Here is a 16,245-nt window from a genome sequence, read left to right on the forward strand (position 1 = left end):
AAAGCTTAACGCTTAACGGCTGTCATGCCGGACTTGATCCGGCATCCATGGCGGCCATGGATTGCGGGTCAGGCCCGCAATGACAGCCCTCTTATCAACCCAGCGTCGTCAACCGATCCTTGATCAGCATCGAGCCGTCCTCGCGCGTTTCGATGAAGCCGCGGTCTTCCAGGTCTTTCATGACCCGGCTGACCATCTCGCGCGAAGCACCGACCATTTTGGCGATGTCCTGCCGCGAGATGCGCTCACGGATGGTCATGAGGCCTTCGCGGTCGGGAGCGGCGAATTCGAGCAAGGCGCGTGCTACCCGGCCATACACGTCCATCAGCGCCAGCGACTCGATCTTGCGGTCTGCCTGGCGCAGGCGCTGGACCAGGCCCTTCATGATGGCGTAAGCCATGGAACTGTTCTCGGGCAGGCAACGCGCAAACTCGGCGCGGCCCAGCGCGAGCATGTCGGTCTGCACCTCGGCGCGCACGGTGGCCGAATGCGCCTCGTTGTCGATAAGGCTCATTTCGCCGATGTAGTCACCGGGCTGCAGCGTGGCCAGGATCACCTCGCGGCCGCGCTTGTCGGAGGTCACCACTCGCACCCTGCCGGTGAGAATGATGAACAGGGTGTTGGATTTCTCGCCCTGCTCCACGATGATCTCGCCGCGCTTGAAGCGACGTTTGACGACGGCGTCCGCAACCGCCTCCGCCTGGGCTGCTGTCAATAACGCGAACAGCGGTACCCGGCGAATCAGTTCCAGATTGGACAACATCGACATTCTTTAATCCCTTCCGGTGCGTGCCACGCGATGGGTTCTTACAATCGGGCCGATTGAATTGGCAAGTGTTGATACTTGCCGCAAGGCCCCAAAATGTACACCCAGGTGTGGCGTTTTCCACACAGGTTTCTACCATGTCAAATACCAAACACGCCAAAGTCCTGATCCTCGGTTCCGGCCCCGCGGGCTATACCGCCGCAGTCTACGCAGCACGCGCCAACCTCGACCCGGTGCTCGTCACCGGCATCGCACAAGGCGGCCAGCTGATGACGACCACCGATGTGGACAACTGGCCCGCCGATGTGCACGGCGTGCAAGGCCCGGAGTTGATGCAACGCTTTCTCGAGCACGCGGAACGCTTCAAGACCGAGATCGTGTTCGACCACATCAACACCGTCGATTTCAGCAAGCGTCCTTTCACCCTCAAGGGCGACAGCGGCGAATACACCTGCGACTCCCTGATCATCGCCACGGGCGCGTCGGCCAAATACCTGGGCCTGCCCTCGGAACAGGCGTTCATGGGCCGCGGCGTGTCGGGCTGCGCAACCTGCGACGGCTTCTTCTACAAGGGCCAGGTCACTTGCGTGATCGGCGGCGGCAACACCGCCGTCGAAGAAGCCCTGTACCTGTCGAACATCGCGAGCAAGGTGTACCTCGTCCACCGCCGCGACAAGTTCAAGGCCGAACCCATCCTGGTGGACAAGCTGATGGAAAAAGTGAAGGCCGGCAAGATCGAACTGAAACTGTTCAAGACCCTGGACGAGGTGCTCGGCGACTCGAGCGGGGTGACCGGCGTGCGCCTCAAGGACGCCAAGAGCGGGGAAACCGAAGACCTGATGCTGCAGGGATGCTTCATCGCGATCGGCCACCAGCCCAACACCGACATCTTCAAAGGCCAGCTGGAGATGAAGGACGGTTACATCTTCACGAAGTCGGGCCTGCAGGGCTTTGCCACCATGACCAGCGTGCCGGGCGTGTTCGCCGCCGGCGACGTGCAGGACCACGTCTATCGCCAGGCGATCACCAGCGCCGGCACCGGCTGCATGGCGGCGCTGGACGCCCAACGCTTCCTCGAGCAGTCCGAAAGCTGAAAAAGGCTATAATTGCGGGCTCTGCTGAATTCAGCTTTCTGGATTCAGCCGGTTACCGCCCCCGTCAGGGCGAGGTGAGACCCTCACGTGATGTGACGGTCGGTGATAGGAATATCTCAATGGCACGCGTCTGCGACGTAACGGGCAAAGGCCCGATGGTCGGGAACAATGTTTCCCACGCCAACAACAAAACCAAGCGCCGGTTCATGCCGAACCTGCAATACCGCCGTTTCTGGGTCGAGACCGAAAACCGCTGGGTTCGCCTGCGCGTTTCCGGCGCCGCGCTGCGCCTCATCGACAAGAATGGCATCGACGCCGTGCTCGCAGACCTGCGTGCGCGTGGTCAAGCTTAAAGCCTAAGGAGCACCATCATGGCAAGCAAAGGCGGACGCGAAAAAATCAAGCTGGAATCCACCGCGGGTACCGGCCACTTCTACACCACGAGCAAGAACAAGAAAACGATGCCCGAGAAAATGTCGATCATGAAGTTCGACCCGAAGGCTCGCAAGCACGTGGAATACAAAGAGACCAAGCTCAAGTAAATCCATGGATTCCGGATCCGGGATGACACAAAAAAGCCCCGCATCGCGGGGCTTTTTTTCGCCTGGTCGCAGGCGCTAGTTGCGGTACGGATCGTCCGGGTAGCGGTCACGGCGATTGCCAACTCCGTCGCCGTCCCGGTCCCGCTCCCGCGGTCCGCCCATGGTGCGATCCCCCTGGCGATCGCGCCGCGCGGCGATGTCGCGCTCACGTTCGCGTTGGAGGGCGATCTCGCGCTCGCGCTGCAGCGCCATCTCGCGTTCCCGCAGCGCGGCGATCTCGCGCTCACGGCGCAGGGTGGCGCTATCGCGGCCCAATATCCTGGGCGCCGGCACCACATAGGGGTAGTGCGGCTGCTGCAGCCTGCCGTCCTGGGAGTAGGGAGGCGGAACGGCGTTCGGGCCGTAACGGTGGACCCATTCCATCGTGCCGAACTGCGGTCCCGGAAGGTTGTCGTTCACGTTCCCCGCCTCCTGCGAGAACGCCGGCCCGGCGCAGAGGCTGGCCGCGCCGAGAACGGAAAGAATGAGCTTTTTCATGTCGACTCCTTGCGGCGGGCATGTTGGCCCGCATGTCGCCATTGAATACCTCTTGGGTATCGGCAACATGTCGGGCAAACGCCCAATCGGTGTCGGACGGTTACCGAACGTACCGTCAGGAAGCGCCTGCGCCTACGCGTGCGCCGCGCGCAGCTTCCTCGAGAACTGCTGCAAGGCCACGATCCCGCTTTCCTCGGCGCGGCGGCACCAGGCCTGCAGGTCGAGGGCCAATTGCTCGCGCGACTGCGAGGTGTTCAGCCACATCTGGCGCAGTTCCTCGCGCATGGTGACCATCTTGTCCAGAACCGGGTGGGCAGCGCGTACCTGAGCCAGATGCGGCCTGGCGGCGGCCGGCACCTTGTCGTCGTCGCGGTGCAGCCAGCGCTTGGCGGCCTTCAGCAGCGCCAGGTCGGCCTGCTTTTCCTTCAGCACGGCGATCTCTGTCTTGCAGACGCGCCGCATTTCGCGCGCGTAGCCGGCCATGACCTCGTAGCGGTTGGTGATCAGCGCTTCCAGCGTCTTTTCGTCCGCGACCGGCTTGATGGCGCCGAGCTGCAGCTTGGGCGGGATCTTCTTGACCGTGGCCCAGCCGATCTTGCTCATCAGCGTGATGTAGAGCCAGCCGATATCGAACTCGTACTTCTTGACCGAGAACTTGGCTGACGTCGGGTAGGTGTGGTGGTTGTTGTGCAGTTCTTCGCCACCGATGAGCAGGCCCCATGGCGAGATGTTGGTGCTGGCGTCCGGCGCCTCGAAGTTGCGGTAACCCCAGTAGTGGCCGATGCCGTTGATCACGCCGGCGGCGGTGATCGGGATCCAGGCCATTTGCACGGCCCAGACGGACAGGCCGATGACACCGAACAGGGCCACGTTGATGATGAGCATCAGGCCGACGCCCTGCCAGCTATAGCGGGTGTACAGATTGCGCTCGATCCAGTCGTTGGGCGTGCCGTGGCCGAACTTGCTCACGGTCTCCAGGTTCTTGGCTTCCGCGCGGTAGAGCTCGGCGCCGCGCCACAGCACGGTTTCGATGCCGCGGGTCTGCGGGCTGTGCGGATCGTCCACGGTTTCGCATTTCGCGTGGTGCTTGCGGTGGATGGCGACCCATTCCTTGGTCACCATGCCGGTACCCAGCCAGAGCCAGAAGCGGAAGAAATGCGACGGGATGGCGTGCAGATCCATCGCCCGGTGCGCCTGGGCGCGGTGCAGGAAGATGGTGACGGCGGCAATGGTGATGTGGGTAGTCACCAGCGTGTACAGAAGGACCTGCCACCAGGACAGATTTAGCAAGCCGTGGGCCAGCCAGTCAACAGCCGCGTTCAGCACGGCCCAATCGGGAAGCAACATAGATGGGAGGTCTCTCTCTTAAAAACGACGTCGGCCCAAGGGGGCCTGCTTATAGACCCATTTTACGATGCGAGGTTCAAAACTGGACTGTAGATAGATACAGTCGGGCCAAATAGCAGTGCTCTATTGTCAATTTTTCACCCATAGGGCCGCGAAAAATCCGTCCGTCGCGTGCCGATGGGGCCAGAGCCGCAGGAAATCCCCGCCGCCCTCGCCACCGGTGCACAGGCCGGCGGCGCCATCGACCTTCAGATTGGACAGCACTTCCACGGCCGGAAGTGGGCTGAACTCCCTATTGGCCTCGGTGAAGGCCAGCGCGATCTGTTCGTTTTCCTGCGGCAGCAGGCTGCAAGTCGCGTAGACCAGCCGGCCGCCCGGCTTGAGCAGCCGCGACGCACTTTGCAGGATGGCGGCCTGCTTGGCCGTCATCTCCAGCACGGACTGCGGCGACTGGCGCCACTTCAGGTCGGGATTGCGGCGCAGCGTGCCCAGGCCGGAGCACGGCGCGTCCACGATCACGCGGTCGATCTTGCCGGCCAGGCGCTTGATGCGTTCGTCGCGCTCGTGCGCGATCGCCGCCGGATGCACGTTCGAAAGCTTGCTGCGGGCCAGGCGGGGCTTGAGGGCATCCAGCCGGTGGGCGGAGGTGTCGAAGGCGTAGAGGCGCCCGGTGCTGCGCATGGCCGCGCCTATCGCCAGGGTCTTGCCGCCGGCGCCGGCACAGAAATCGACCACCATCTCGCCGCGCTTGGCGTCCAGCAGCAGGGCCAGCAGCTGCGAGCCTTCGTCCTGCACTTCGATGGCACCGCGGGCGAATGCATCGACCTTGGTCAAGGCCGGCTTGCTGTCCAGGCGCAGGCCCCAGGGCGAATACGGCGTCGGCACGGAATTGATCCCGGCTAACTTGAGTTCTTTCTGCACCTCGGGGCGCTTGTCGGTGAGCATGTTCACCCGCAGGTCCAGTGGCGCGGGCTGGTTCAGGCTCTCGGCGAGCGCCATGAAATCCTTGCCCAGCTGGTCCTTCAGGGGTTGCACCAGCCATTCGGGCAGGTTGTGACGATGGCGCTCCAGCAGGTCCGAGGGGTTGATGGAGTCGCACTGGTCGAGCCAGTTCTTCTCCTGGTCGGTCAAGGCGCTCTTGAGGAAATCGCGCGGCCCGTGGAAGCCCAGGATCGCCATGCGCCGCTCCTTCGGCCCGCTGCCCGAAGGCGAGAGGTGGTCGAACAGCAGCTTCTTGCGCAGCACGTTGAACACGGTTTCGGCCAGTGTCGCGCGCTCGCGCGGGCCCAGGGATCGGTTGTCGCGGAAGTAGCGGGACACCACGGCGTCGGCCGGGTGATCGAATTTCAGGGTGAGCTTGACGAGTTCGGCACAGGCGTCGAGCAGGGCTTTAGGATGCATGGGCCTATTGTCCCATTCGCCCTTCCGCCCATGCCCGACCATCCCCTGCCGCCACTGATTACCACGCCACCCGGCCGATATCGCCACTACAAGGGCCTGCTCTACGAGGTGCTGGACACCGTGCGCCACAGCGAGACGCTGGAGCCCATGACCTTGTACCGCGCGCTCTACGGCGAACAGGGGCTTTGGGTACGCCCGGCGGCGATGTTCAACGAAGAGGTCGTGATCGACGGGGTGCGGCAGCCGCGCTTTACCAGGCTATAGGCGCGGCAGCAGAGCAGCGATCGCGCGCGGATAGATCAAGTGCTCCTGCGTCAGCACGCGGGCGGCCAGGGTCTCGGCTGTGTCGTCCGGCAGCACCGGCACCACCGCCTGGTCCAGGATGGGCCCATGGTCCAGCTCGGCAGTGACCTGGTGCACCGTCGCGCCGGCGAATTTGCAGCCGGCATCAATGGCCCGCTGATGGGTGTGCAAGCCCGGGAAGGCAGGCAGCAGGGACGGGTGGATATTGAGCAGCCGTCCCTGGTAGCGCTGCACGAAACCGGGCGTGAGGATGCGCATGAAACCGGCCAGCACCAGCAGCGACGGCTGGTGGCGGTCGATCACGGCTGCCAGCTCGGCCTCGAACTCCTCACGTGTCGCGAAGCGCTTATGGTCGACCACGTCGGTGGCGATCTGGTGCTCGCGCGCCAGGGCCAAGCCGCCGGCGTCGGCGCGGTTGCTGATGACGGCTGCCACCTGGGCACCACGGGTCTTGCGCCAGTCGTCGCGCTGGGCACACCGGACGATGGCTCCCATGTTCGAACCGCCGCCGGAGATCAGAATCACGATGTTCTTCATTTAAAAGAATTATCCCTGCCATGCAGCTGCGTCCCCTGAACCCCGTTGAAGCCCGCGTGCTGGCCACGCTGATGGAAAAAGCCCGTACCGTGCCGGACAGCTATCCGCTGACGCTGAATTCGCTGGTGGCGGGGTGCAACCAGAAGACCAGCCGCGAGCCGCTGATGAACGTCAGCGATGCCCAGGCCCAGGAGGCGCTGGATTCCCTCAAACTGCTCAGCCTGGTGTTCGAGTCCAGCGGCAGCCGGGTGGCGCGCTGGGAGCACAACTTCCAGCGCGGCGTCGGCGTGCCGGAGCAGTCAGCCGTGCTGCTGGGCCTTTTGATGCTGCGCGGGCCGCAAACCGCCGGCGAGCTGCGGATCAACAGCGAGCGCTGGTATCGCTTTGCCGATATTTCCTCGGTCGAGGCATTTCTCGACGAGCTGCAGGACCGGGCGCCCGAAAAGGGCGGGCCGCTGGTGATCAAGCTGGCGCGGGCGCCGGGCATGCGCGAGCAGCGCTGGGCGCATTTGCTCTGCGGTCCGGTGGAGCCGGGTGACACTCAATCTCAGGCGCCGTTGACCGGGGCCCAGTTACACCTGGAAGGCCGGGTCGAGGCGCTGGAAAACGAAGTCGCGATGCTGCGTTCCGCTGTGCAAAACATCTACGAGCAACTCGGCATGTCACAACCCGGACACGACGAATAGAACGACCGTGCTGATAATGTCGCAGCACTGGAGATACCTGTCATGGATTTAGCTTTTACCCCTGAAGAACAGCAGTTCCGCGAAGAAGTGCGCGCCTGGGTGCGCGCCAACCTGCCGGCGGAGATTTCGCACAAGGTCCACAACGCCTTGCGCCTGACGCGCGACGACCTGCAGCGCTGGGCGCGCATCCTGGGCAAGAAGGGCTGGCTAGGCTACGGCTGGCCCAAGCAGTTCGGCGGCCCGGGCTGGACCGCCATCCAGAAACACCTGTTCGAGGAAGAATGCGCGCTGGCCGGTGCGCCGCGCGTCGTGCCCTTCGGGCCGGTGATGGTGGCGCCGGTGATCATGGCCTTCGGCAACCCCGAACAGCAGCAGCGCTTCCTGCCCGGCATCGCCAGCGGCGAAGTCTGGTGGAGCCAGGGCTACAGCGAACCAGGATCGGGCTCGGACCTGGCCTCGGTCAAGACCCGCGCGGAACGCAAGGGCGACAAGTACATCGTGAACGGCCAGAAGACCTGGACCACGCTTGCGCAATACGGCGACTGGATCTTCTGCCTGGTGCGCACCAGCACCGAAGGCAAGCCGCAGACCGGCATCTCCTTCCTGCTGATCGACATGAAGTCTCCCGGCGTCACCGTGCGCCCCATCACCATGCTGGACGGCGAGCACGAAGTGAACGAGGTGTTCTTCGACAACGTCGAAGTGCCGGCCGAGAACCTGATCGGCGAAGAGAACAAAGGCTGGACCTACGCCAAGCACCTGCTCTCGCACGAGCGCACCAACATCGCCGACGTGAACCGCGCCAAGCGCGAACTCGAGCGCCTGAAGCGCATCGCCAAGGCCGAGGGCGTGTACAACGACCAGCGCTTCCGCGACGAGATTGCCAAGCTCGATGTCGACGTGGTGGCCCTGGAAATGCTGGTGCTGCGCGTGCTGTCGGCCGAGAAATCGGGCAAGAACTCATTGGACATCGCCGGCCTGCTCAAGATCAAGGGCAGCGAGATCCAGCAGCGCTATAGCGAGCTGATGATGCTGGCCGCCGGCCCCTTCGCCCTGCCCTTCATCCAGGAAGCCATGGAAGCGGGCTGGCAGGGCGAGCACGTGGGCGCCGCCCACTGCGCGCCGCTGGCCTCCACCTACTTCAACATGCGCAAGACCACCATCTACGGCGGCAGCAACGAAGTTCAACGCAACATCGTCGCGCAGACGGTACTCGGCTAAGGGGACAGACATGGATTTCGATTTTTCAGACGACCAGGAACAGCTGCGCGACGCGGTCCGCAAGTGGGTCGACAAGGGTTATGACTTCGAGCGCCGCCGCGCCATCGTCAAGGCCGGAGGTTTCGACCGCGGCGCCTACGGCGAACTCGCTGACCTCGGCCTGGCGGGCCTGTACATCGCCGAGGAGCACGGCGGCATGGGCATGGGCCCGGTCGAAGGCATGGTGGTGATGGAGGAACTGGGACGCGGCATCGTGCTGGAGCCGCTGGGCCAGACGCTGATTGCCGGCGGCATCCTGGGCGGCTATGCGCCGCAAGCCGTCAAAGCCGCCTGGCTGCCCAAGATCGCGGGTGGCGAGGCCCTGGTGGTGCTGGCGCAGCAGGAACGCAAGGCGCGCTACCGCCTGGACGTCTGCGAAACGCAGGCCAGCGGATCGGGTGACGCCTGGACCGTGAGCGGCGCCAAGAGCGTTGTCCCGGCGGGCGACCAGGCCGACGCCTTCCTGGTGCCGGCCACCGTGAAGGGCAAGATCGCCCTGTTCCTGGTGGAGCGCAAGGCCAACGGCGTTACGACGCGCGGCTACGGCACGCAAGAAGGCGGCCGCGCGGCCGAGGTCACGTTCAAGTCCGCGCCCGCCACGCTGGTGACGCTGGATGGCCTCACGGCGCTCGAACATGCGGTGGACATCGGCATCGCCGCGAGCTGCGCGGAGGCCGTGGGCGTTCTGGACAAGACCATGGCCGTGACGGTGGAGTACATGAACACGCGCAAGCAGTTCGGCGTGACCCTGTCGACGTTCCAGGCCCTGCGCCACCGCGTCGCCGACATGAAGATGCAGCTGGAGCTGGCACGCTCGATGAGCTACTACGCCGCGCTCAAGCTGAACGCGCCGGCCGCGGAAAGGCGTCACGCCATGGCCCGCGCCAAGTACCAGGCCGGCGTGGCCATGCGTTTCATCGGGCAGAACTCGGTGCAGCTGCACGGCGGCATCGGCGTGACGGACGAATACATCGGCAGCCACTACTTCAAGAAGCTCACCCAGCTGGAGCTGAGCTTCGGGGATACCCTGCACCACTTGGGCGAAGTCTCGGAAAGAATGCAGGACACCGCGGGCGTGTTCGCGTGATGTCATTGCGGACTTGATCCGCAATCCACGTCGCGTTGTCCTGGGACGCGTCCGCGGAGGCATGGATGCCGGGTCAGGCCCGGCATGACAACTTCCGGAGACAACACGCATGACCTCACGCCGTCTTTTTCTCGGCCTGGCCGCAGCCGCGCTGGCTGCCGGCTGCGCCACCGGCCCATCGCTCGAACAAGCGCCGCCCATCGTCTTCGTCCATGGCAACGGCGACACCGCCGCCTTGTGGCAGACGACGATCTGGCGGTTCGAGTCCAACGGCTGGCCGCGCGAGCGGCTGCATGCCATCGACGTTCCCTATCCGCTGGCGCGCGACGACGACAGCAAGCCCCAGCCGGGCCGCACCTCCGCCGCGGAGCACATGGCTTTCCTGAAGGCCGAGGTCGACAAGGTGCTCCAGGCCACCGGTGCGCGGCAAGTGGTGCTGGTAGGCAACTCGCGCGGCGGCAATGCCATCCGCAACTACATCCAGAACGGCGGCGGCGCCAAGACCGTCAGCCACGCAGTGCTGGGCGGGACGCCCAACCACGGCGTCTGGGCCGTCAAGGGCTTTCGCGAAGGCAACGAATTCGCCGGCACCGGCTCATTCCTGGTCTCGCTGAACGCGTCCAAGAACGCCGCCGGCGACGAGGTCACGGGGCCGGTCAAGTGGCTCACGATCCGTTCCGACAACAACGACAAGTTCGCCCAGCCCGACGGCTTGTGGATCGGCGCCAAGGGCACGGCCACCAACATCACCTTCGCGGGGCCGGAGCTCAAGGGCGCAACCAACGTCGTAATCCCGCGCATCGACCATCGCGAGACCTCGTACGCGCCGGCGGCCTTCGAGGCCACCTATCGCTTCGTCACGGGGCGCATGCCGGCCGCGGTGGAGATCCGGCCCGAAGACCGCCTGGTGCTCGGCGGCAAGGTCAGCGGCATGGGCGTTTCGTCCACCGATCCGGCATCGGGCAACTTCGCCAACAACCTGCCCTTGCCGGGCGCGCGGCTGGAGGTGTTCGCCCTCGATCCGGCCAGCGGCGAGCGCCGCGGCGCCCCGGCGTACAGCAAGACCGTCGGCAACGATGGCGCGTGGGGTCCGTTCACCGCCCAGCCGGGCACGCGCTACGAGTTCGTGGTGGCGGCGCCCGGCTATGCCACGACGCATATCTATCGCAGCCCGTTCGCGCGCTCCAGCAACATCGTGCACCTGCGCGCCGAGCGCATTGCCGATGCCGACAAGACCGCCTCCGCCATCGTGACGATGATCCGTCCGCGCGGCTACTTCGACCCGGCCCGCGACAAGATGTCATTCGACGGGCAGTCGCCGCCTCCAGGCGCGCTGCCGGGTGCGGGCGTGGCCAGCTCGAAAATCAAGCCGGCCGCAGCGGCACGCCCGGTCGTCGCGGAGTTCAATGGCGAACGCGTGATCGGCCGCACCTGGCCGGCGGCCGAGAACCATGTGGCTATCCTGGAATTGACCTACTGAAGCAGGTGCAGGCGTGAGGTCTTGGGCAGGTGCGCCATCAGGAACTCCATCTGGTCCGCCAGGATGCGGCGGTTGCGCAGGATGAAGTCTTCCCACAGGCTGGGGACGTAGGGCGCGTACAGCAGAGGCATGCGAGCCTGTTCGGGCGTGCGGTTGCTCTTGCGGTGGTTGCAGGCCCGGCAGGCCGTCACCACGTTCATCCAGTGGTCCTTGCCATTTTGGGCAAAGGGGATGATGTGTTCGCGCGTGAGTTCTTCCTCATGGTGCAGGCCGCCGCAATACGCGCAGACGTTGCGGTCGCGGGCGAAGAGCTTGCTGTTGGTAAGGCCGGGCTTGAGGTCGAAGGGGTTGATGTTGGGCACGCCCTTGGTGCCGATGATGCTGTTCACCGCGATCTGCGACTGCTCACCGGTCATGGCGTTGTGGCCACCGCGGAACAACGCCACCCGCGCGCCCACTTCCCAGCGCACCTCATCGGCCGCGTAGTGCAGCACGGCCTGCTCCAGCGAGATCCACGACTGGGGCAGCCCTTGGGCGGACAGCTTCAAAACCTTCAAAACACGCCTCCTTCGAACGACAGGAAACCACGCAGAGGTCAGGTACAGCGCCTTGCAGCGCTGTACAGCACAATATACCCTGTTTTCGTGACCGTCCTCGTTAGGGAAATGCCTTGCGGTGCTTGGCGGGCGGGCACGAGTTGCTATCAAAAAGATACCGCAAAGATCCACATACGCCGCGATGCAGATATTCAGAGGTTTCCACCACCCGGGCATCGCGCCAGCCTGCGCCCTGACCATCGGGAATTTCGACGGTGTGCACCGCGGCCACCAGGCCATGCTCGCGCTGCTGAACAACGAGGCCCGGCATCGCGGCATACCCAGCTGCGTGCTGAGCTTCGAGCCGCATCCGCGCGATTACTTCGCCCGGTTGGCCCGCAAGCCCGAACTGGCGCCGGCTCGCATCGCGACCTTGCGCGACAAGCTGACCGAACTGCATCGCTGCGGAGTGGATCAATGCGTGGTACTTCCGTTTGATGCTCGGCTGTCCTCGCAAGTTCCCGAGGCCTTCATCGACAACGTGCTGGTCCGAGGCCTCGGTGCCCAATACGTCCTGGTCGGCGACGACTTCCGGTTTGGGGCGAAACGGGCGGGCGACTACGCGATGCTGGATGGCGCGGGCAACGCCAAGGGCTTCGACGTCGCGCGCATGAACAGCTACGAGGTCCACGGTATGCGGGTGTCCAGTTCCGCCGTGCGCGAAGCGCTCGGGCGCGGCGACATGGATGCGGTCGCCGCGCTGCTGGGCCGGCCCTACAGCATCAGCGGCCATGTGGTGCACGGGCGCAAGCTCGGGCGCGAGCTGGGCTTCAAGACCCTGAATTTGCGCTTTTCCCACTGGAAACCCGCCGCCAGCGGCATCTTCGCGGTGCTGGTGAACGGCCTGAGCGAGGAGCCCCTGCCGGGCGTGGCCAACCTGGGCATCCGGCCCTCGCTGGACCCGAACGACGTCAACGGCGGACGGGTGCTACTGGAGACCCACTGCCTGGAATGGCCCGCCGGCCTCGGCGACGAGGGGGGCTACGGTAAAATCATCCACGTGGAACTGCTGCACAAACTGCACGACGAGCTCAAGTACGACGGTCTGGACGCCTTGACGCAAGGCATCCGCAAGGACTGCGACGACGCTCGTGCGTACTTTGCGTCCACCCGTCGCCAGACCACGCGCGACCGAATTTGAGGCTGTCATTGCGGGCCTGATCCGCAATCCATTTGCTGCCCATCAAACCTCCTGGATTCCGGGTCAAGCCCGGAATGACAACCATGACCGAAAAAACCGATTACCGCGCCACGCTCAACCTGCCCGACACGCCCTTCCCGATGCGCGGGGACTTGCCCAAGCGCGAGCCCGGCTGGGTGAAGGAGTGGGAAGACCAGGGCCTGTACAAGAAGCTGCGCGCCGCCCGCTGCGGCCACGAGAAATTCGTCCTGCACGACGGCCCGCCCTATGCCAACGGCCAGATCCACATGGGCCACGCCGTCAACAAGATCCTGAAGGACATGATCGTCAAGGCCCGCCAGCTCAAGGGACTGGACGCGGCCTACATCCCCGGCTGGGACTGCCACGGCCTGCCGATCGAGAACGCCATCGAGAAGAAGCACGGCCGCAACCTGCCGCGCGACGAAATGCAGGCCAAGAGCCGGGCTTTCGCGACCGAGCAGATCGCCATCCAGATGGCCGACTTCAAGCGGCTGGGCGTGCTGGGCGACTGGGACCATCCCTATCGCACCATGGATTTCGTCAACGAGGCCGAGGAAATCCGCGCGTTCAAGCGGGTGGTGGAGCGCGGCTTCGTCTATCGCGGCCTCAAGCCCGTGTACTGGTGCTTCGACTGCGGCTCTTCGCTGGCCGAATTCGAGATCGAATACGCGGACAAGAAGTCGCAGACCCTGGATGTCGGGTTCAAGGCGGACGAGCCGGACAAGCTGGCGGCCGCTTTCGGCGTGGCGGCTTTGACCAAGCCCGCCTACATCGTCATCTGGACCACCACCGCCTGGACCATCCCGGCCAACCAGGCGCTCAACCTCAACCCCGAGCTGGAGTATTCGCTGGTCGATACCGAGCGCGGCCTCCTGGTACTGGCGGCCTCGCTGGTGGGCAAGTGCATGGAACGCTACAAGCTCACCGGCACCGTGCTGGCCACGGCGAAGGGCGAGAAGCTGGCCGGGCTGAACTTCCAGCATCCGCTGTACGACGTCGACCCGGGCTACCGCCGGCTCTCGCCGGTGTACCTGGCCGACTACGCCACGGCCGAAGACGGCACCGGCATCGTCCATTCCTCGCCCGCCTACGGCCTGGACGACTTCAACTCCTGCGTGTCGCACGGCCTAGCCTACGACGACATCCTGAACCCGGTGCAGGGCAACGGCGCCTATGCGCCCGACTTCCCGCTGTTCGGCGGCCTCAACATCTGGAAGGCCGTGCCGCGCATCATCGAGGTGCTGGCCGAGTCGGACCGCCTGTTCGCCACCGAGGGCATCACCCACAGCTATCCGCACTGCTGGCGCCACAAGAGCCCGGTGATCTACCGCGCCGCGGCCCAATGGTTCATCCGCATGGACGAAGGCCAGGGCGTGTTCACCAAGGACAAGGCGCCCAAGAGCTTGCGCCAGATGGCGCTGGAAGCCATCGAGGAAACCAGCTTCTTCCCCGAGAACGGCAAGACGCGGCTGCGTGACATGATCGCGGGCCGGCCCGACTGGTGCATCAGCCGCCAGCGCAGCTGGGGTGTGCCCCTGCCCTTCTTCCTGCACAAGGATTCGGGCGAGCTGCATCCGCGCACCATGGAAATCCTGGACCTCGCCGCCGACATGGTCGAAAAGGGCGGCATCGAGGCCTGGAGCAAGGCCACGACGGAGTCGGTCCTGGGCGCGGAAGACGCGCAGCACTACACCAAGAGCACCGACATCCTGGAAGTCTGGTTCGATTCCGGCACCACCCACACCACGGTGCTGCGGCACTCGCACGCCGGCGCCGCGCACGAGAGCGGGCCCGAAGCCGACCTGTACCTGGAAGGCCACGACCAGCATCGCGGCTGGTTCCACTCCTCGCTGCTCACCGCCTGCGCAATGTACGGGCGCGCCCCCTATCGCGGCCTGCTCACCCACGGCTTCACGGTGGACAGCCAGGGCCGCAAGATGAGCAAGTCGATGGGCAATGGGGTGGACCCGCAGGAGACCACCAAGAAGCTGGGCGCCGAGATCATCCGCCTGTGGGTGGCCGCTTCCGACTATTCGGGCGACATCGCAGGCGACGACAAGATCCTGGCGCGCGTGGTGGACGCCTACCGGCGCATCCGCAACACGCTGCGTTTCCTGCTGGCCAACGTGAGCGACTTCGATCCGGCCAAGGACGCGGTGCCGCTCGACCAGATGCTGGAGATCGACCGCTACGCCCTGTCGCGCGCGGCGCAGTTCCAGGCCGAAGTGCTCGCGCACTACGAGGTCTATGAATTCCACCCGGTGGTTGCCAAGCTGCAGGTCTATTGCTCGGAGGACCTGGGCGCGTTCTATCTCGACATCCTGAAGGACCGCCTCTACACCACCGCGCCGAAATCGCTGGCCCGGCGCAGCGCGCAGACCGCGCTCTGGAACATCACCCACGCCATGCTGCGCTGGATGGCGCCGTTCCTCAGCTTCACCGCGGAAGAAGCCTGGAAGCTGTTCGGCACGTCGGAATCGATCTTCTTCGAGACCTACGCCGAGATCGGCGGGCCCGACGCCGCCCTGCTGGAGAAGTGGACCCGCATCCGCGCCGCCCGCGAGCTGGTCAACAAGGAAATCGAGTCGCTGCGTGAAGCCGGCAAGGTCGGCTCGTCCCTGCAGGCGAACGTGGAACTGACGCTGCCGATGGCCACCCACGGCGACCTGTGGGCGTCCCTTGCCAGCCTGGAGGACGACCTCAAGTTCGTGTTCATCACGTCCGCCGCCAGCCTGGCCGCGGGCGACACGATGGCCGTGAAGGTGACCCCCTCCGAAGCCGTGAAGTGCGAACGCTGCTGGCATTGGCGCGACGACGTCGGCAACGATCCGGCGCATCCCACCCTTTGCGGCCGTTGCACCAGCAACCTGTTCGGCGCAGGCGAAGACAGGAAATTCGCCTGATGGCCGATCGCAGCAACCCGGGCAGCTGGCTGCCCTGGCTGGGGCTGGCCCTGGCCATCATCATCGCCGACCAGTTCACCAAGGTGCTGATCCTGGGCTACTACCAGTTAGGCGATTCCACCTACGTCACCAGTTTCTTCAACGTGGTGCGCGCCCACAACACGGGCGCGGCCTTCTCGTTCCTGGCCGGCGCCTCGGGCTGGCAGCGATGGTTCTTCACGGCCATCGGTGTCGCCGCGGCCGTCTTCATCATCTGGATGCTGCGCTCGCACGCGGGGCAGCGGCTGTTCTCCTTCGCGCTGGCCTGCATCCTGGGCGGCGCCATCGGCAACGTGGTGGACCGCCTGATGCACGGCTACGTGGTGGACTTCGTGCAGTTGCATTGGCGCGGCTGGTACTTTCCCGCATTCAACGTGGCCGATAGCGCGATCACCGTCGGTGCGGCCTGCCTGATCCTCGACGAGTTGCTTCGAGTTCGCAAGACGAATTGATTCTTTGCCTGCCGTTTTCAATGCTGCGCCGCACCAAGGCGTATAGTTGAAAC

Annotated in this window: 17 protein-coding genes; 11 read left to right on the forward strand and 6 right to left on the reverse strand. The window is 64.9% G+C overall.

All coding sequences use genetic code 11. From position 1 onward, the window contains the following. Nucleotides 1–94: 94 nt before the first annotated feature. Nucleotides 95–769 carry a Crp/Fnr family transcriptional regulator gene (locus HNE04_RS03525; protein ID WP_172216816.1) on the reverse strand — a complete coding sequence of 225 codons (675 nt, stop codon included), beginning with the start codon at nucleotides 767–769 and terminating at the stop codon, nucleotides 95–97. A gap of 134 nt (nucleotides 770–903) precedes the next feature. Between HNE04_RS03525 and trxB the strand changes: the two genes are divergently transcribed. The 3 genes from trxB to rpmG all read left to right on the forward strand — a co-directional run bounded on the left by trxB (nucleotide 904) and on the right by rpmG (nucleotide 2,402). Further along, nucleotides 904–1,860, forward strand: a complete 957-nt coding sequence (gene trxB / locus HNE04_RS03530; RefSeq protein ID WP_172216818.1) for a thioredoxin-disulfide reductase — start codon at nucleotides 904–906, stop codon at nucleotides 1,858–1,860. 119 nt (nucleotides 1,861–1,979) lie between these two features. After that, on the forward strand, nucleotides 1,980–2,213 hold the full coding sequence (rpmB, locus tag HNE04_RS03535; RefSeq protein WP_172216819.1) for a 50S ribosomal protein L28: 234 nt from the start codon (nucleotides 1,980–1,982) through the stop codon (nucleotides 2,211–2,213). An 18-nt stretch (nucleotides 2,214–2,231) separates the two neighbouring features. Further along, nucleotides 2,232–2,402 (forward strand): 50S ribosomal protein L33, encoded by a 171-nt coding sequence (rpmG, locus tag HNE04_RS03540; RefSeq protein ID WP_055899695.1) that lies wholly within the window; start codon nucleotides 2,232–2,234, stop codon nucleotides 2,400–2,402. Between the two features lie 75 nt (nucleotides 2,403–2,477). Here rpmG and HNE04_RS03545 read toward each other — a convergent pair whose 3' ends face one another. The 3 genes from HNE04_RS03545 to HNE04_RS03555 all read right to left on the reverse strand — a co-directional run bounded on the left by HNE04_RS03545 (nucleotide 2,478) and on the right by HNE04_RS03555 (nucleotide 5,687). Further along, a complete protein-coding gene (locus HNE04_RS03545; protein ID WP_172216821.1) occupies nucleotides 2,478–2,939 on the reverse strand; it encodes a hypothetical protein in 462 nt (153 codons plus the stop codon). Between the two features lie 132 nt (nucleotides 2,940–3,071). After that, entirely contained in the window at nucleotides 3,072–4,286 is a 1,215-nt protein-coding gene (locus HNE04_RS03550; RefSeq protein WP_172216822.1) for a DesA family fatty acid desaturase, read from the reverse strand. 129 nt (nucleotides 4,287–4,415) lie between these two features. Beyond that, nucleotides 4,416–5,687 carry an RsmB/NOP family class I SAM-dependent RNA methyltransferase gene (locus HNE04_RS03555; RefSeq protein ID WP_172216824.1) on the reverse strand — a complete coding sequence of 424 codons (1,272 nt, stop codon included), beginning with the start codon at nucleotides 5,685–5,687 and terminating at the stop codon, nucleotides 4,416–4,418. Between the two features lie 30 nt (nucleotides 5,688–5,717). Between HNE04_RS03555 and HNE04_RS03560 the strand changes: the two genes are divergently transcribed. Then, a complete protein-coding gene (locus HNE04_RS03560; protein ID WP_172216825.1) occupies nucleotides 5,718–5,951 on the forward strand; it encodes a DUF1653 domain-containing protein in 234 nt (77 codons plus the stop codon). Here the strand turns inward: HNE04_RS03560 and purN are convergent. Beyond that, a complete protein-coding gene (purN, locus tag HNE04_RS03565) occupies nucleotides 5,946–6,527 on the reverse strand; it encodes a phosphoribosylglycinamide formyltransferase (RefSeq protein ID WP_172216827.1) in 582 nt (193 codons plus the stop codon). The two genes, HNE04_RS03560 and purN, sit on opposite strands and share 6 nt — an antisense overlap. A 20-nt stretch (nucleotides 6,528–6,547) precedes the next feature. Here purN and HNE04_RS03570 point away from each other — a divergent pair, with 20 nt between their 5' ends. The 4 genes from HNE04_RS03570 (at nucleotide 6,548) to HNE04_RS03585 (ending at nucleotide 11,040) form a co-directional block, all read left to right on the forward strand. Then, nucleotides 6,548–7,213, forward strand: a complete 666-nt coding sequence (locus HNE04_RS03570; protein WP_172216829.1) for a YceH family protein — start codon at nucleotides 6,548–6,550, stop codon at nucleotides 7,211–7,213. Nucleotides 7,214–7,255: 42 nt separating this feature from the next. Then, entirely contained in the window at nucleotides 7,256–8,434 is a 1,179-nt protein-coding gene (locus HNE04_RS03575) for an acyl-CoA dehydrogenase family protein (protein ID WP_172216831.1), read from the forward strand. Nucleotides 8,435–8,444: 10 nt separating this feature from the next. Further along, on the forward strand, nucleotides 8,445–9,560 hold the full coding sequence (locus tag HNE04_RS03580) for an acyl-CoA dehydrogenase family protein (RefSeq protein ID WP_172216833.1): 1,116 nt from the start codon (nucleotides 8,445–8,447) through the stop codon (nucleotides 9,558–9,560). A gap of 109 nt (nucleotides 9,561–9,669) precedes the next feature. Then, a complete protein-coding gene (locus HNE04_RS03585; RefSeq protein WP_172216835.1) occupies nucleotides 9,670–11,040 on the forward strand; it encodes an alpha/beta fold hydrolase in 1,371 nt (456 codons plus the stop codon). Here the strand turns inward: HNE04_RS03585 and HNE04_RS03590 are convergent. Next, a complete protein-coding gene (locus tag HNE04_RS03590) occupies nucleotides 11,034–11,597 on the reverse strand; it encodes an HNH endonuclease (protein ID WP_172216837.1) in 564 nt (187 codons plus the stop codon). The two genes, HNE04_RS03585 and HNE04_RS03590, sit on opposite strands and share 7 nt — an antisense overlap. A 181-nt stretch (nucleotides 11,598–11,778) precedes the next feature. Between HNE04_RS03590 and HNE04_RS03595 the strand changes: the two genes are divergently transcribed. The 3 genes from HNE04_RS03595 (at nucleotide 11,779) to lspA (ending at nucleotide 16,192) form a co-directional block, all read left to right on the forward strand. Beyond that, entirely contained in the window at nucleotides 11,779–12,777 is a 999-nt protein-coding gene (locus HNE04_RS03595) for a bifunctional riboflavin kinase/FAD synthetase (RefSeq protein WP_172216839.1), read from the forward strand. A gap of 83 nt (nucleotides 12,778–12,860) precedes the next feature. After that, nucleotides 12,861–15,701 carry an isoleucine--tRNA ligase gene (gene ileS / locus HNE04_RS03600; RefSeq protein WP_172216841.1) on the forward strand — a complete coding sequence of 947 codons (2,841 nt, stop codon included), beginning with the start codon at nucleotides 12,861–12,863 and terminating at the stop codon, nucleotides 15,699–15,701. Beyond that, nucleotides 15,701–16,192, forward strand: coding sequence for a signal peptidase II (gene lspA, locus HNE04_RS03605; protein WP_172216842.1), 492 nt, complete (start codon nucleotides 15,701–15,703; stop codon nucleotides 16,190–16,192). Before ileS ends, lspA begins: the two co-directional genes overlap by 1 nt. Nucleotides 16,193–16,245: the final 53 nt, after the last annotated feature.

This window comes from Caenimonas soli (assembly GCF_013155545.1).
Taxonomy (GTDB): Bacteria; Pseudomonadota; Gammaproteobacteria; order Burkholderiales; family Burkholderiaceae_C; genus Ramlibacter; species Ramlibacter soli.

Excerpts from the sequence above, each read along its gene's own strand:
- rpmB (WP_172216819.1), top strand. The coding sequence starts at position 1,980 with ATGGCACGCGTCTGCGACGTAACGGGCAAAGGCCCGATGGTCGGGAAC.
- HNE04_RS03550 (WP_172216822.1), bottom strand. The coding sequence starts at position 4,286 with ATGTTGCTTCCCGATTGGGCCGTGCTGAACGCGGCTGTTGACTGGCTG.
- HNE04_RS03575 (WP_172216831.1), top strand. The coding sequence starts at position 7,256 with ATGGATTTAGCTTTTACCCCTGAAGAACAGCAGTTCCGCGAAGAAGTG.
- HNE04_RS03570 (WP_172216829.1), top strand. The coding sequence starts at position 6,548 with ATGCAGCTGCGTCCCCTGAACCCCGTTGAAGCCCGCGTGCTGGCCACG.
- trxB (WP_172216818.1), top strand. The coding sequence starts at position 904 with ATGTCAAATACCAAACACGCCAAAGTCCTGATCCTCGGTTCCGGCCCC.
- lspA (WP_172216842.1), top strand. The coding sequence starts at position 15,701 with ATGGCCGATCGCAGCAACCCGGGCAGCTGGCTGCCCTGGCTGGGGCTG.
- HNE04_RS03580 (WP_172216833.1), top strand. The coding sequence starts at position 8,445 with ATGGATTTCGATTTTTCAGACGACCAGGAACAGCTGCGCGACGCGGTC.
- HNE04_RS03525 (WP_172216816.1), bottom strand. The coding sequence starts at position 769 with ATGTCGATGTTGTCCAATCTGGAACTGATTCGCCGGGTACCGCTGTTC.
- purN (WP_172216827.1), bottom strand. The coding sequence starts at position 6,527 with ATGAAGAACATCGTGATTCTGATCTCCGGCGGCGGTTCGAACATGGGA.
- ileS (WP_172216841.1), top strand. The coding sequence starts at position 12,861 with ATGACCGAAAAAACCGATTACCGCGCCACGCTCAACCTGCCCGACACG.
- HNE04_RS03595 (WP_172216839.1), top strand. The coding sequence starts at position 11,779 with ATGCAGATATTCAGAGGTTTCCACCACCCGGGCATCGCGCCAGCCTGC.
- HNE04_RS03545 (WP_172216821.1), bottom strand. The coding sequence starts at position 2,939 with ATGAAAAAGCTCATTCTTTCCGTTCTCGGCGCGGCCAGCCTCTGCGCC.
- HNE04_RS03560 (WP_172216825.1), top strand. The coding sequence starts at position 5,718 with ATGCCCGACCATCCCCTGCCGCCACTGATTACCACGCCACCCGGCCGA.
- HNE04_RS03555 (WP_172216824.1), bottom strand. The coding sequence starts at position 5,687 with ATGCATCCTAAAGCCCTGCTCGACGCCTGTGCCGAACTCGTCAAGCTC.
- HNE04_RS03585 (WP_172216835.1), top strand. The coding sequence starts at position 9,670 with ATGACCTCACGCCGTCTTTTTCTCGGCCTGGCCGCAGCCGCGCTGGCT.
- rpmG (WP_055899695.1), top strand. The coding sequence starts at position 2,232 with ATGGCAAGCAAAGGCGGACGCGAAAAAATCAAGCTGGAATCCACCGCG.